Source organism: Aureibaculum koreense (assembly GCF_034296135.1).
Lineage (GTDB): Bacteria > Bacteroidota > Bacteroidia > Flavobacteriales > Flavobacteriaceae > Aureibaculum.
The window spans coordinates 373356-389238 of the sequence record NZ_JAXKVV010000001.1 but is presented as its reverse complement, the minus strand read 5'-3'; the positions used below and the strand labels follow the sequence as shown (position 1 = coordinate 389238).

Sequence of the window (15883 nt, the reverse complement as noted above, 5' to 3'; positions counted from 1 at the left end):
AAACATATTAGAATGAAGAGATTGATATTATTGATCTTAGTAATGGGACTTTTATCCTGTTCTTCTCAAACGGATAACGGTAATGAGGATAAAGAGAGTAATGCATTGTGGTACGCACAACCTGCCACAAAATGGATGGAGGCTTTGCCTGTTGGTAACGGCCGTCTCGGAGCCATAGTTTTTGGAGATCCAAACCGCGAACGCATTCAATTAAACGAGGATTCTCTTTGGCCAGGTGGACCAGATTGGGGAAATTCCGAAGGCAACAAAGATGATTTAGAAGCAATTCGTCAACTTTTAAAAGAGGGCAAGGCTCATGAAGCAGACAAAATGATTGTGGAAAAATTATCTTATAAGTCAATCGTTCGGTCACATCAAACCATGGGCGATTTGTTTATTGATTTTGACGGCAACAAAAAAGTTGAAAATTATAAACGGTCTTTAAATTTGGATAACGCATTGGCAAAAATGGTTTACGATGCTGATGGACATCAAGTTACGCAAAAAGTTTTTGCTTCTAACCCTGATGATGTATTAGTTATTCAAATTAAAACTACAAATCCCGATGGGATGGATTTTTCATTAAAAATGAATCGTCCCGAGGATAAAGGACATAAAACGGTAACTTTGAGCAATCCGTCTGAGAATGAAATCAGTATGAAAGGTGTTGTAACCCAATATGGTGGTAAAAAGTTTTCGGAGCCCTTTCCTATTGATTATGGCGTAAAGTTTGAAACCCGTCTAAAAGTTATCAATGATTCAGGGGAAATAACGGCTGCAGATGGAACTTTGAAATTAAAAAGTGTTAAAGAAGCTACCATTTATTTGGTAGCCAATACGTCATTTTATCATGATAATTTTGAAGCTGAAAATACTAAAACATTAGCTGAAGTTGACAAAAGATCATTCAAAGAATTGTTTGAAACGCATCAAAAAGATTATCAAGAATTCTATAATCGTGTAAACTTTACATTGAGCGACAATGCTTTGGATAGTTTACCAACCGATGTGCGTTTACAACGAATAAAGGATGGAAATGACGACCCTAATTTAGCAGCAAAATTATTTCAATACGGTCGTTATTTATTGATTGCTTCTTCACGTCAAGGTACAAATCCAGCAAATTTACAAGGGCTGTGGAACGAACATATTGAAGCACCTTGGAATGCAGATTATCATTTAAACATCAATTTACAAATGAATTATTGGCCAGCTGAGGTTACTAATTTAAGTGAATTGCACTACCCGTTTTTTAACTTTCTTGACAGGGTATTTGAACGTGGTAGAATTGCTGCTAAAGAACAATACGGTATAGAAAGAGGAACTTTTGCACATCATACCACAGATTTATGGGCCACCCCTTGGATGCGTGCGGCTCAGGCTTATTGGGGTGCTTGGATCCATGGCGGAGGATGGTCGGGTCAACATTATTGGGAGCATTACCGCTTTACAGAAGACAAAGAATTTTTAGAAAATAGGACATATCCTACATTAAAAGGCTTATCTGAATTTTATTTAGATTGGCTGGTTTGGGACGAAAAAAGTAAATCATGGGTTTCTAGCCCAGAAACCTCACCAGAAAATTCGTATTTAGCAAATGATGGTAAACCTGCAGCACTTTCTTTTGGCAGTGCCATGGGGCATCAAATTATTGGAGAAGTATTTGACAATACCATTGAGGCCGCTAAAATTTTAGGAATAAACGATGATTTTGTAAAAGAAGTAAAAGCTAAGAGAGAAATTATTTCCTGGAATAGTTGTTGGCGAAGATGGACGAATTTTAGAATGGAATGAACCCTATGAAGAACCAGAAAAAGGACATAGACACATGTCGCATTTGTATGCTTTGCATCCAGGAGATGACATTACAGAAAATACCCCCGAAACATTTAAAGCGGCTCAAAAAACGATTGATTTTCGATTACAACATGGTGGTGCGGGTACAGGTTGGAGCAGGGCTTGGATGATTAATATGAATGCCAGGTTATTGGATGCTAAAGCTGCCCAAGAAAATATTACTAAATTTATGCAGATTTCGATAGCCAATAATTTATTTGATGAACATCCACCGTTTCAAATTGATGGAAATTTTGGTTATACCGCTGGTGTTGCTGAATTGTTATTGCAATCGCATGAAGGTTTTTTGAGAATTTTGCCCGCTTTGCCCAAAAATTGGCCCACAGGTTCAATAAAAGGTTTAAAGGCAAGAGGGAATATTGAGGTTGATATCACTTGGGAAAATGGAAATTTAATTTCCTTAGGATTAAAATCACAAAAAAATAAAACGATTAAAATAAAATATAAAGGCATTATTAAAGAGATTGCTCTAAAAGCTAACCAAAAAGTACAATTAAATTCAAATTTAGACTAACAATGAAAAAATTAACCCTTATAACATTATGCTTCATAAGCTTGAATACATGGAGCCAAACAAAAGACGCTATCCAACAAGAACAAGAAAAAATGCAATGGTTTAAAGATGCCAAATTGGGTATTTTTATCCATTGGGGCCTATATGCCGTAAACGGAATTGACGAATCTTGGTCATTTTTTAACGGATATATTTCACATCAGAATTATATGAAACAAACTGATGGGTTCACCGCAAAAAATTATGACCCAGAGGCATGGGCATCGTTAATAAAGAAAAGTGGTGCTAAATATTCCGTTATTACATCAAAACATCACGATGGTTTTGCATTATGGAACACCAAATATGGAGATATGAATGCGGTAAAAGGAGCGGCCTCAAAAAAAGATGTATTGACCCCATTTGTTAAAGCATTACGAAAGCACAAATTAAAGGTGGGTATTTATTATTCCTTACCAGATTGGTCTTATGCCGATTACACTCATTTTACCAGAGATTCTATACGCTATCAAATTAAAGATGAACCTAAAAGATGGCAGAAATTTCTAAACTATTATCAAGGTCAACTCAAAGAACTCTCTGAAAATTACAATCCCGATTTATATTGGTTCGATGGTGATTGGGAGCATAATTCCGAAGAATGGCAAGCCCCAAAGGTGAAGCAAATGTTGTTGGATAGAAATCCGAATGCAATTCTAAATTCGCGTCTTCGTGAAGAAGGCGATTATGCCACACCAGAACAAGGAATGCCAATTACACGACCTGAAAGTAAGTATTGGGAATTATGTATGACCATGAACGATTCTTGGGGATTTCAAAGAAATGACCATAACTATAAAACCACAAACCAAATCATCGGTATTTTTGCGGATGTAATTGGCAATGGCGGAAATTTATTATTGGATATAGGCCCAAAAGGTGATGGTACTATCCCTAAAGAACAAGTGGAAGTGTTGGAAGGTTTGGGCAGGTGGACAAATAAACACAAAGAAGCTATTTATGGAACGATAGCTGGGATATCTAAAGAACATTTTTACGGACCAACAACTTTGTCAAAAGATAAAACCATGCTCTATTTATTTGTAAAAGGAGACCCAAAAGGTGAAGTGGTTATTCGTGGATTAAAGAATAAAATCAATCGAATATGGGTAGTTGGCGAAGGAACAAAACTATCTCATAAGGTAGTAAGTAAGGTGTATTGGAGTCATTATCCTGGTATAACATATATTGATGTTCCAGAATATGTGCTGGACGAGGAAATGACGGTAATTGCTGTATTATTAGATGGAAAGGTTGATCTTTATCGTGAAGATGGAGCTGTAATAGAGAGTAATTAAAATTAATCAATGAAAAATTTATATTTTTTAATATTAACGTTGATTGTGCTTATTTTTAGTGCATGTAAATCAAAAAAGGTTGAAGCAAATACTTCACAAGATTTCGTTAAACATGTTATTCTAATTGGTTCTGATGGATTTGGAGCTTATGCTTTTAACAAAGCTAAAGTACCAAATTTAAGAATGATGATGAAAGAGGGTTCGTACTCCTTAAAAGCAAGGTCGGTTTTGCCTTCATCAAGTGCGGTTAATTGGGCATCTATGATTATGGGTTCTGGCCCAGAGTTACATGGCTACACGGAATGGGGAAGTAAAACCCCAGAATTGCCTTCAAGAGTTATTGGTAAAGATGGTATTTATCCAACTATTTTTAGTTTGCTCGATAAGCAGATGCCAAATGCGAAAGTGGGTGTTTCTTACACCTGGGGAGGAATTGGTTATCTATTTGAAAAGAGTATTGTTGACCTTAACTATAACGGATCATCCGATGAAAAAACTATAGAAAAAGGTATGGAATTCTTTTTAAAAGAAAAACCAGCATTAATGTTTATTCATTTAGATCATCCAGATGTGGAAGGGCATGAAATTGGACACGATACACCTGAATATTATGGAGCAGTTGAGAAAGTTGATAGTCAAATTGGTGGAATTATAACTACTTTAAAAAAGAATAAGATGATGGATAATACCGTCATTATTTTTACTTCTGATCATGGTGGCGTGGCAAAAGGACATGGTGGTAAAACACTGTTAGAGGTTGAAATACCATGGATTGTTTATGGTAAAAACATTGTAAACGGTGGCAAATTAGAAAAAAGCATAGTAACTTATGATACGGCCTCAACGATTGCTTATCTGCTAGGATTAAAAATACCAGATTTTTGGAGAGGAGTACCCATTAAAGAAATAGTAAAACCATGAGAAAAATTAATATAATCTTTACAATTTTTAGTTTATTATTAATTGTAAATTGTAAAGCAAAAGGCAAAGAAAAAAAAGAAAACGCTTCAACAGGCCAGCCCAACATTGTCCTTTTTTTAGTTGATGACATGGGTTGGCAAGACACTTCAGTCCCTTTCTGGGATAAACGAACTCCGTTTAACGATTTATACCAAACCCCGAATATGGAGCGTCTGGCAAATGAAGGTATGAAATTTACCCAAGCTTACGCAACGGCGGTTTGTTCACCAACACGTATAAGTTTAATGACAGGAATGAATGCCGCCAAACATCAAGTAACCAATTGGACCTTAAGAAAAGACGCTCTACAGCCTATGGAAACAAATCACAAAACCTTATCATTTCCAAAGTGGAATGTGAATGGTTTGAATCCTGTTTCTGGAGATACAAACGCAGTGCATGCTACTCCATTGCCAAAGGTGTTGAATGATGCTGGTTATTATACAATTCATTCAGGAAAGGCACATTTAGGGGCAATTGGTACTCCCGGTGCAAATCCGTTAAATTTGGGTTTTGATGTAAATATAGCGGGCCATGCCGCAGGTGCTCCAGCTAGTTATTATGGTTTAGATAATTTTGGGAATGGAAAAAAAGGTAGAGAAGTATGGGCAGTACCGGGCTTAGAGCAGTATCATGGTAAAGATATTTATTTATCAGAAGCTATTACATTGGAAGCTCTTAAAGCTATAGATACTGCAGTACAAAATAAAAATCCATTTTTCTTGTACATGTCACATTATGCCGTACATACTCCGATAATGGGAGATAATAGATTTGTCCAAAAATATTATGATAAAGGCATAGATTCTACCGAAGCTAAATATGCTTCAATGGTGGAAGGTATGGATAAAAGTTTGGGTGATATTATGGATTATTTGGAAGAAAAAAATATTGCCGAGAATACAATTATTTTGTTTATGTCAGATAATGGCGGATTGAGTGCCGTGGCGAGAGGAGGAGAGAAGCATACCCATAATAAACCTTTAAGAAGCGGAAAAGGATCGGCTTATGAGGGCGGTATTAGAGAGCCCATGTTAGTGAAATGGCCCGGGAAAGTAAAAGAAAAATCGGTTACAAATGATTATGTAATTATTGAAGATTTTTATCCTACTATTCTTGAAATGGCAGGAATTGAAAATCAGAAAACGGTTCAAAAAGTAGATGGTCAGAGTTTTGTTTCTCAATTATTAGGGGAAAAATCAAACTCAGAAGAACGCCCATTGTTTTGGCATTACCCAAATTTTTGGGGAGCATCAGGCCCAGGTATTGGTTCAAGTAGTACCATTAGATTAGGCGATTGGAAATTGATTTACTTTTATGAAAATCAAAAAATAGAGTTATATAATATTGCAGAAGATATAGGTGAGTTAAACAATTTGGTGGAGAAAAATCCAGAAAAGGCTAAGGAGCTGTCAATTGTATTGACCAATTATTTAAAGGAATCAAATGCTCAAATTCCTAAGGATAAGAAAACTGGTAAACAAATTCCATATCCAGCTTCTTTTTTTGACACTGAAAATATAGTTGCACATTCTTTTATATCAAAAAATTTAGAATTTAAAGGCGTTGCATTAGAGGATAAAGAGTATACCATTTGGGGATGTGCCCCGATCCAAGGAGATGATGGCAAAACCCATTTGTTCGCAGCAAGATGGCCCGAGAAAAATGTAGATCCTGCTTGGAGAAAATCATCAGAAATAGCACATTACGTTGCCGATAGTCCAGAAGGTCCTTTTGTTTTTTCCGATGTTGCCATAAAAGGAACAAATAAAGATACTTGGGATAAATATGCTCCGCATAATCCCGAAATAAAAAAAGTCGGTGATAAATACGTGCTTTTATACATAGCGAATACGGATTATAACCAACCACCACATCCTTCCAACCAAAGTATTGGTATGGCGTTGTCAAAAAGTCCCTATGGGCCATGGAAAAAAGTAGGTAAAGATGGTAAAATATTGGATGCCAACAATCCTGAAAAATGGAATTATAAGTCCGAAAACGGTGTTGCCAACCCTGCTTTCTTGGCATTTAATGATAAGTTCTACCTCTATTTTAAAACACGACATAAGAACGACCAATTGATGTACGGTCTGGCTATTGCCGATAATTTGGAAGGACCTTATATTATAACGGATAATCCGGTAACTTCCAATAAAGGTACCTTGGAAGATGGAACTGTGTTTGAATATGATAATCATATTTATTTGCTGACCACTGATAATCATGGCCATAATACAGGTATTGTTGGTGGTGGAACGTTGTGGAAATCAAAAGATGGTAAAACCTTTAAGTTGGAAGATGCCACCATTGCTTATGACAGATTGCCCGCTTACTATTCTGAATATGACGAAAATAAGGTTACCAAAATATATGGATCAGACCCTAAATTAGAACGCCCAAAAATTTTAATGATAAACGGTAAGCCTGCATATCTTTACGGTCCTGGAGGATGGAATATTTTTGGAGGAGAACGGACTGTTGGACACGTATTTAAAATTAACATTTAAAAATATTAGGATAATTAATTCCGTATAAAATTGAAGTTTCCAATTTGACCAAAACAAATAGTTCTGCTATGCGTTATATGTATTAAAGCTAAATACTTTAATCAAAACAAATTTAAAAATGAAATCAATCCTAAAATTAACCGCATTATTGAGTATAACTTTAATACTAAGTTTTACGATTATTACCAACAATCCCAACGATTGGCTAATCGACAATACGGTTTATGAAGCCCAAGTCTTTAACAAAGGCAAAGATATTGTGTTAACCAATGGCCTCGTTACTAGAAAAATTAGAATGAGTCCCAACGCGGCCACCGTCGAGTTTAAAAATGAAGTTACTGGCGAAACCATGTTGCGTAGCATAAAGCCCGAAGCCGAAGTTACCATAGACGGTAAGACCTACGCCGTAGGAGGATTGACAGGGCTTAAAGAACACGGTTATTTAAAAAACGAATGGATAGATGAGTTGGAAACTGATGATGATGCTTTTCAATTTAAAGATTATACCGACAGTCCCATTGATAGAAAAATAAAGTGGAGTAAAAACAAAGAATTTAATTTAGCTACTAAGGGCTATGCTACAGGCAGGGAAATTGTGATGGAATATCGACATGATTCACCTGATTTAAAAAAAATAAAAGTATTTGTTCATTATGAAATTTATAACGGGGCTCCGTTGATTTCCAAGTGGATAACGATTGAAAATAATAGTGATAAAGCCATAAAAATCGATGGGTTTAAAAATGAAATCTTGGCTTTTCCAGAACCAGAAAATGCAGTTGACGAGCCAGAACAATGGTTAAGGCCTAATATGCATGTAGAAAGTGATTATGCTTTTGGCGGATTTTCGGCAAGTTCTGCCAATCATACTATTTTTTATGAAAAAGATCCTGAATATACTTCTCAGGTAAATTGGAAAATGGAAACTCCATGTTTATTGGAAAGCAAGTTGAAAGTTGGTCCGGCCAAAGTTTTACAGCCCAAAGAAAGTTTTGAAAGCTTTCATACTTATGAATTGTTATTGGACGGTACTGACAGAGAAAGAAACTCTTTAAGCAAACGTAAAATGTATCGTTTGTTAGCTCCATGGTCAACGGAAAACCCCATTTTTATGCACTTAACCAGCACGGATTCTACTGAAGTAGTTTCTGCTATAGACCAATGCAAGGAAACCGGTTACGAAATGGTTATTTTAAGTTTTGGTAGTGGTTTGAATATGGAAGATACCACTGCCGTCAATATTCAAAAATTTAAAAACCTAGCAGATTATGCCCATAGCCAAGGTATTGAACTGGGAGGCTATTCGCTTTTTTCAAGTAGAAAAATTAGCGATGAGGTTGATGTGATCGATAAGAAAACTGGCAAACCAGGTGGGGCAAAATTCGGAAACGCACCATGTTTGGCAAGTGAATGGGGACACAGTTATCTTGAAAAATTAAAATATTTTTTAGATAAAACAGGGTTTGATCTATTAGAACATGACGGGCCTTATCCAGGTGATTTTTGTGCCTCTACAACTCATAAATACCACAAAGGTTATGAAGATTCGCAATGGGCACAATGGAAAATGACCACAGATTTTTACCATTGGCTAAAAGACAAAAGGATTTATTTAAACGCACCAGATTTTTATTATTTAAAAGGCTCTAACAAATGTGGAATTGGGTATAGAGAAGTCAATTGGTCATTACCAAGAGAGCAGCAAATAATGTTGGGCAGGCAAAATATCTATGATGGCACTTGGGAGAAAACACCTTCCATGGCATGGACATTTGTACCCTTAACGGAATACCATGGTGGAGGAGCGGAAGCTACCTTAGAACCTTTAAACAAACATTTAGATGCGTACGAAGCACATATGGCTCAAAATTATGGTTCGGGCGTACAAGCTTGTTATAGAGGGCCTAGATTATATGATACCCAGAAAACAAAAGAGTTGGTTATTGAGCAAATTGAACACTACAAGAAATATCGAGAAATCCTCAATTCTGATATTATCCATTTAAGAAGACCAGACGGTAGATCTTGGGATGGGTTTATGCACGCAAATCCCGATAATGCTGAAAAAGGTTTTGTAATGTTGTTTAATCCTACCAATATAAAATTGGAAGAAGAAATTAAATTACCTTTATATTACACGGGCATTACCGAAGTTGCCACCATATATGAAGAAGGTGAGAAAAAAGGTAGAAAAATTGAGCTGGATAGAAATTATGAAGTGGAATTAAAAGTTAAAATTCCAGTAAATGGATATACTTGGTTTGTGATAAAATAATAAGTAGAAAAGATTAATTGAAAAATCCTCTCTTTCAAAAGGAGGGGCTTTAGAAATGATATTTTTGCAGAAAAGATAAAGTTTGATTTGATTAAATAAATTATTAAAAATAATGACCTCTAAAATCTCCCTAACCCTTTTTTTTCAACTTTTTTTATTTGTGTCTATTGCCCAACAAAAAGAAGATGATTTATATCTATATGATAATTTTCAACCTGTTTCAGAAGAAAATATTTTTAATACTCCCAATTACTACAATTGGGGAGGCTCAATCATAAAAGACACAAAAGGGAAGTACCATCTGTTTTATTCACGATGGAAAAAAGAATATGGATTTTTAGGTTGGTTAACGCATTCTGAAATTGCTCATGCAACAGCCAAAAAGCCAACGGGGCCTTGGAAATATAAAGAAACCGTTTTAACAGGAAGAGGTAAAGGTTATTGGGATGCGATGACGGCTCATAATCCAAAGATTAAGTATTTTGAAGGGAAGTACTACTTATATTATATAAGTACAAATCTAGGAGAAAAAAAATATTCTGAAAAAGACTTGATTGAGACGGCCAAAACAGGCTATAGCCATACAAATTGGAAAATTTTAAGACCCAACCAACGTACAGGAGTTGCCGTTTCAAATACTTTAAATGGGTCTTGGACTAAACAAGATAAACCCTTAATTGAACCTAATGGCCCAATAACTACTTTAACTGTAAACCCTGCGATTGACCAAGATAAAGACGGTAACTATTATTTAATTGTAAAGGGTGATAAACCCAATGATACGAGATTTATTAGGAATCAAGCCGTAGCGGTATCAGAAAGACCTGATGGTAGTTTTATCATTCAAGATAAACCTGTAATAGACTACTTAGACACTGAAGACATGTCTGTTTGGTACGATAAAAATAGGGAACGTTTTTATGGAGTTTTTCATGCCCATAATTTTATAGGTTTGGTCACTTCTGAAAATGGATTGGATTGGGAAAAGGCTACTGAATATGTCTTAAAAATAAAAGAAATAGAGAAAACGGATGGTACTTTGTTAAAGCCAGATAGAATGGAACGCCCTTTTATTTATCATGAAAATGGCAATCCGATTTTGTTAATGGTCTCCGTAAAAAAAGATGATGAATCGTATTCGGTTTTTATACCTATTGAAAAAAAGGAATATCCAATACCAAACAAGCGTCAACTGGCTTGGCAAGAAGCGGAATTGGGTGTCGTTTTTCATTACGATTTACATGTTTTTGACGGGAAAAAGTATGGCCAAGGTAACAATCGTATAGATCCAATTGATGATTATCAAATATTTAATCCCGAAAAATTGGATACCGACCAATGGGTAAAGGCAGCCAAAGAGGCAGGTGCTACATTCGCAATCCTTACTGCCACCCATGAAACCGGTTTTGCATTGTTTCAATCTGATGTAAATCCCTATAGCGTAAAGGCTTTAAAATGGAAAGATGGTAAAGGTGATGTGGTTGCGGACTTTGTCGCTTCTTGTAGAAAATATGGAATCAAGCCTGGAATTTATTTAGGTATTAGGTGGAACTCTTTTATGGGTGTACATGATTTTAAAGTTAATGGAGAAGGTGAATTTAGGGAACATCGACAAAAATGGTACAACCAAATGGTTGAGGGCATGGTCAAGGAAATTTGCACCAATTATGGCGAATTGTTCGAAATTTGGTTTGATGGTGGTGCTGACCACCCCAAAAATGGAGCACCAGAGGTGTTGCCAATTGTGAGAAAGCATCAACCAAATTGTCTTTTTTATCATAACGGACAATTGGCCGAAGCACGTTGGGGAGGGTCAGAATCGGGTACTGTTGGTTATCCTAATTGGTCCACTTTTCCATACCGCTCTACGGGTGCTGGCGAAACTGCTCAAAAGCATATTTATGAGAATGATTATAAGTTATTAAAACAAGGCGATAAAAATGGTGAATATTGGGTACCTGCAATGGCTGATGCACCTCTACGAGGTTATAATGGAAGGCACGAATGGTTTTGGGAACCTGACGATGAAGAGCATATTTTTCCACTCGAAAATTTAATGGAAATGTATTATAAGTCCGTTGGGCGTAATTCCACTCTGATTATGGGTCTTACACCAAATCCTGATGGTTTGTTGCCAAAACCGGATGTGAGACGCTTAAAAGAATGGGGCGATGAAATAAAAAGACGGTTTTCAAAACCAATTGCCACAACTTCGGGTGACGGCCATACCATTGAATTAAAACTCAAAGAACCTACAACAATAAATCATATTATAATTCAAGAAAATATTAAATTTGGTGAACGGATTAGAAAATATCAATTGGAGGCTAGGGTTAATGGAAAATGGTCTATAATCTCGAAAGGAGAAAGTGTTGGACATAAAAGGATTGAGAAATTTGATAATATAAATGCAAGTCGAATCCGTATGCGAATACTAGCATCTGACAAAAAACCAAAAATTAAGAACTTTAGCGTTTATGCGGTAGAATAATTCCATGAAAACATGAGTGAGAATAAAAAAGAAATTAAATTTAACTCGAATTATCCCTCCATAGATGATTTAAGGAATAAGGCAAAAAAGCGTATTCCAAAATTTGCTTTTGAATATCTAGACGGTGGTTGCAACGAAGATGTTAATTTGCATAAAAATACAGATGAAATCCGTCAAGTAGAGTTGTTGCCTTATTATTTGAGCAAGCATAAAGGTTCTAGTATGAAAACAGAACTGTTCGGTCATGTTTATGATGCTCCCTTTGGTATTGCTCCTGTTGGATTACAAGGTCTAATGTGGCCAAATGCTCCTGAAATTCTGGCAAAGGCCGCTTTTGAACATAATATTCCGTTTGTATTAAGTACAGTTACCACGTCAAGTATAGAACGGATTGCCGAAATTACGGAAGGTAATGCTTGGTTTCAATTGTATCATCCTACTAAAAACAGGTTAAGAGACGATATTCTAAAACGTGCCGAGGTTGCCGGGTGTCCGGTACTTGTTATTCTTTGTGATGTCCCAACTTTCGGATTCAGACCTAGAGATATTAGAAACGGACTAGCAATGCCTCCAAAGATGTCAATCAAAAACATAGTGCAAGTATTGGGAAAACCAAGATGGGCAATGGAAACATTGCGACACGGACAACCTAATTTTGAAGTGCTAAGACCATATATGCCCAAAAATTTAGATTTGACCCAGTTGGGAAAATTTATGGACGAAACTTTTTCAGGTAGATTGAATGAAGAAAAAATAAAACCGATTCGCGATATGTGGAAAGGGAAGTTGGTCTTAAAAGGAGTAGCCAATGAAGCGGATGCTGAAAAAGCGTTACGATTAGGATTGGACGGTATTATAGTTTCTAACCATGGAGGAAGACAATTGGATGCAGGCGAATCAACCATAAAACCTTTGGCTCGTATCGCTGAAAAATACGGTGATAAAGTTACCGTAATGATGGATAGTGGTATTCGTTCAGGACCAGATATTGCCAGAACTATGGCAAGCGGTGCAAAATTTACTTTTATGGGGCGTTCTTTTATGTATGGCGTTGCGGCCTTAGGATCAAAAGGAGGAAATCATACAATTTCGTTGCTAAAAACAGAATTGCAACAAGTTATGGAACAAGTTTGCTGCGAAAATGTTAAAGATTTCCCTAATCACTTGATCTGAATATTATCCCGATGTATTTTTTACCTCACCTTGGGAGAGGTCAGAACTGTTTTTTAACAGTTCTGGGTGAGGTCAAATAACTTTTTGTAGCCTATAATGTATTGTTCAACGAAGCTAAATTGTCAATTGTAGAAAATTATATTTATTAATAAATATATTTAGTACATTACCGTCTTTTTTAAAAACAACCTTAATAAAATAAACTTATGTCAACTACTAACAAAAGCAACAATAATCTTATACCTATAGCAATTATTGCTGGACTGTTCTTTATTTTCGGATTTGTAACCTGGATTAACGGAGCGTTAATTCCCTTTATGAAAACCATCAATGAGCTAACGGAAGCACAATCATATTGGGTAGCATCAGCCTCTTATATTTCCTTTGTGGTAATGGCTCTACCCGCATCTTATGTGCTTAAGAAGGTAGGATACAGAAAAGGGATGTCCATTGGTTTGATTATAATGGCTATTGGTGCATTAGTGTTTATACCAGCAGCGGAAGCAAGGACTTATTGGGTCTTTTTAACAGGTATTTTTATTCAAGGCACAGGTATGACTTTATTACAAACCGCCGCAAATCCTTATATTACAATTTTAGGACCTATCGAAAGCGGTGCTAAAAGAATTGCAATAATGGGTATTGCTAATAAAGTGGCTGGAGCACTAGGGTCTTTAATTTTTGGGGCATTGCTGTTGTCTGGTATTGATGAAGTAAAAGAGAAGGTGCAAGTGGTTTCAGACGAAGAAAAATCACAGTTGTTACAGACTATGGCAGATAGTGTGGTAACACCCTATATTGCAATGGCAGCTGTACTATTCGTTTTAGGTATATTAATTTTAAAAGCCCCACTTCCTCATGTTGAAGAAGAGGCTGAAGAAGAATTGAAAGAAGGCGAAACAGCTAAAACCAGTATTTTACAATTTCCACATTTGTGGTTGGGGGTACTAACATTATTTGTTTATGTAGGAGCAGAAGTTATTGCTGGTGACACCATTATTGCCTATGGTATTTCATTAGGTTTTCCAGGCGAAGAGGCTAAGTTTTTTACTTCTTATACACTGATGGCCATGGTCGTGGCGTATGCTATAGGTGTATTTTTAATACCAAAATATCTAAGTCAGAGTTTAGCATTAAGAATAAGTGCTGTATTGGGAATCATTTTTTCTATCTGTATATTATCAACGTCTGGCTTTACTTCTGTAGTATTTATAGCTGCTCTAGGTTTTGCAAATGCCTTAGTGTGGCCGGCAGTATGGCCCTTAACGCTTAAGGGATTAGGGAAATTTACTAAGACCGCATCGGCATTACTAATAATGGCAATTTCTGGGGGTGCAATTATTCCACCATTATATGGTAGATTGGTTGATTCAGGAAAGCATGAATTGATTGCAAGTGGTGTAACAGAAGCAGAAGCAATGTCAACTGCAGCCAATAGTAGTTATTGGATTTTACTACCATGTTATGCAATCATTTTATATTATGCTATTTGGGGACATAAGTTAGGGCTGAAAAAGAAATAAAACTAGGATTGTCCCTTTAGGATTAGTTAGATACAAAATATGTTATGTTTCAAAGCCACCTAGCGAAGTTCTTAGGGGTATGTTCCCTATTTAAATAAGATTCTAAAATGAAAAACAGAGTAGAGTCTGTTGATATACTCAGGGGTTTAACCATAGTCGCTATGATTTTGGTTAACAATCCCGGTAGTTGGGGTAGTGTTTATGCACCTTTATTACATGCAGATTGGCACGGGCTAACACCAACAGATCTGATTTTTCCATTCTTTTTATTTATTGTGGGCATTTCAATTTCTTATGCCTATAAAAATAAAGCTAATACTGGGTCAACCTATAAAAAGATAACCATCAGAAGTTTAAAACTGATTGGATTGGGATTATTTTTGGGTTGGTTTTTGCCTTATTGGCCTTTCTTTAAAGATTTTGAAACCTTAAGGTTTCCTGGTGTATTACAACGTATCGGTGTCGTGTTCTTTATTTCTGCAATTCTATTTCTTAATTTTAATTGGAAACAACTTCTAGGTATTGGTGTTACCATTTTAATCGGTTATTGGTTGTTTTTAGGATTTGTTCCATTACCCGACGGAACTCAACCAACTTTTAATAGAGCACCTAACAACTGGGCAAATTATATTGATTTAAAAGTGTTAGGAAATCACATGTGGAAAGATGATTATGACCCAGAAGGTTTGTTAAGTACATTACCCGCTATCGCTACTTGCATTTCTGGAATTTTAATAGGTCGAGTTTTGGCTTCCAGAGAATTTAGAAAAACAAGAAGCTTATTAATTATCGGTTTGTTGTTATTGGTTTTAGGTTACGGCTGGAGCAATTGGTTTCCGTTAAACAAAGCTATATGGAGCAGTAGTTTTGTTTTGGTAACAAGTGGGTGGGCAACCGTAATTTTAGCTATTGTTTATTTTATTACAGATGTTAAAAAAGTCAAAGTAGGAAGAATTTTTAAATATGTGGGCATGAATGCCATTACCATATTTTTTCTTTCTGGTTTTATAGCAAAATCATTCTATCTTACAAAAATAGATGAGAACTATAATATACATTCTTGGTTATACGAAACATTTTATACCAGTTGGATTTCCGTCGATAAACTGGCCTCGCTTACCTATGCTTTGACCGTTATTGCATTTTATTTATTATTGGGTTACGTAATGTACAAGAAAAAGATTTTTATCAAGGTTTGAGTTTGTCCATTAGTAAAAATATAATGCCTAACTTATACCCATTC

Annotated in this window: 9 protein-coding genes and 1 pseudogene; all 10 read left to right on the top strand. The window is 35.9% G+C overall.

Going from position 1 to position 15883, the window contains the following annotated elements; translation table 11 throughout:
- Positions 1–12: 12 nt before the first annotated feature.
- Positions 13–2062: pseudogene (locus UMM65_RS01905) on the top strand (glycoside hydrolase family 95 protein); the annotation flags it as partial.
- A 54-nt stretch (positions 2063–2116) separates the two neighbouring features.
- On the top strand, positions 2117–2371 hold the full coding sequence (locus UMM65_RS17605; RefSeq protein ID WP_415859541.1) for a glycoside hydrolase family 95-like protein: 255 nt from the start codon (positions 2117–2119) through the stop codon (positions 2369–2371).
- Positions 2372–2373: 2 nt separating this feature from the next.
- On the top strand, positions 2374–3708 hold the full coding sequence (locus tag UMM65_RS01895) for an alpha-L-fucosidase (protein ID WP_321974766.1): 1335 nt from the start codon (positions 2374–2376) through the stop codon (positions 3706–3708).
- 9 nt (positions 3709–3717) lie between these two features.
- Entirely contained in the window at positions 3718–4629 is a 912-nt protein-coding gene (locus tag UMM65_RS01890) for an alkaline phosphatase (RefSeq protein WP_321974764.1), read from the top strand.
- Positions 4626–7178, top strand: a complete 2553-nt coding sequence (locus UMM65_RS01885) for a sulfatase-like hydrolase/transferase (RefSeq protein WP_321974763.1) — start codon at positions 4626–4628, stop codon at positions 7176–7178. Before UMM65_RS01890 ends, UMM65_RS01885 begins: the two co-directional genes overlap by 4 nt.
- A 118-nt stretch (positions 7179–7296) precedes the next feature.
- Positions 7297–9453 carry a beta/alpha barrel domain-containing protein gene (locus UMM65_RS01880; protein ID WP_321974762.1) on the top strand — a complete coding sequence of 719 codons (2157 nt, stop codon included), beginning with the start codon at positions 7297–7299 and terminating at the stop codon, positions 9451–9453.
- 112 nt (positions 9454–9565) lie between these two features.
- The gene (locus UMM65_RS01875) at positions 9566–11944 is read left to right on the top strand and encodes an alpha-L-fucosidase (RefSeq protein ID WP_321974761.1); all 2379 of its coding nucleotides are present in this window, start codon (positions 9566–9568) and stop codon (positions 11942–11944) included.
- A 12-nt stretch (positions 11945–11956) separates the two neighbouring features.
- Positions 11957–13117 (top strand): alpha-hydroxy acid oxidase, encoded by a 1161-nt coding sequence (locus tag UMM65_RS01870; RefSeq protein ID WP_321974760.1) that lies wholly within the window; start codon positions 11957–11959, stop codon positions 13115–13117.
- Between the two features lie 206 nt (positions 13118–13323).
- Positions 13324–14640, top strand: a complete 1317-nt coding sequence (locus UMM65_RS01865; protein WP_321974758.1) for a sugar MFS transporter — start codon at positions 13324–13326, stop codon at positions 14638–14640.
- Between the two features lie 107 nt (positions 14641–14747).
- On the top strand, positions 14748–15839 hold the full coding sequence (locus UMM65_RS01860) for an acyltransferase family protein (RefSeq protein WP_321974757.1): 1092 nt from the start codon (positions 14748–14750) through the stop codon (positions 15837–15839).
- Positions 15840–15883 lie beyond the last annotated feature (44 nt).

Excerpts from the sequence above, each read along its gene's own strand:
- UMM65_RS01895 (WP_321974766.1), top strand. The coding sequence starts at position 2,374 with ATGAAAAAATTAACCCTTATAACATTATGCTTCATAAGCTTGAATACA.
- UMM65_RS01890 (WP_321974764.1), top strand. The coding sequence starts at position 3,718 with ATGAAAAATTTATATTTTTTAATATTAACGTTGATTGTGCTTATTTTT.
- UMM65_RS01885 (WP_321974763.1), top strand. The coding sequence starts at position 4,626 with ATGAGAAAAATTAATATAATCTTTACAATTTTTAGTTTATTATTAATT.
- UMM65_RS01880 (WP_321974762.1), top strand. The coding sequence starts at position 7,297 with ATGAAATCAATCCTAAAATTAACCGCATTATTGAGTATAACTTTAATA.
- UMM65_RS01875 (WP_321974761.1), top strand. The coding sequence starts at position 9,566 with ATGACCTCTAAAATCTCCCTAACCCTTTTTTTTCAACTTTTTTTATTT.
- UMM65_RS01870 (WP_321974760.1), top strand. The coding sequence starts at position 11,957 with ATGAGTGAGAATAAAAAAGAAATTAAATTTAACTCGAATTATCCCTCC.
- UMM65_RS01865 (WP_321974758.1), top strand. The coding sequence starts at position 13,324 with ATGTCAACTACTAACAAAAGCAACAATAATCTTATACCTATAGCAATT.
- UMM65_RS01860 (WP_321974757.1), top strand. The coding sequence starts at position 14,748 with ATGAAAAACAGAGTAGAGTCTGTTGATATACTCAGGGGTTTAACCATA.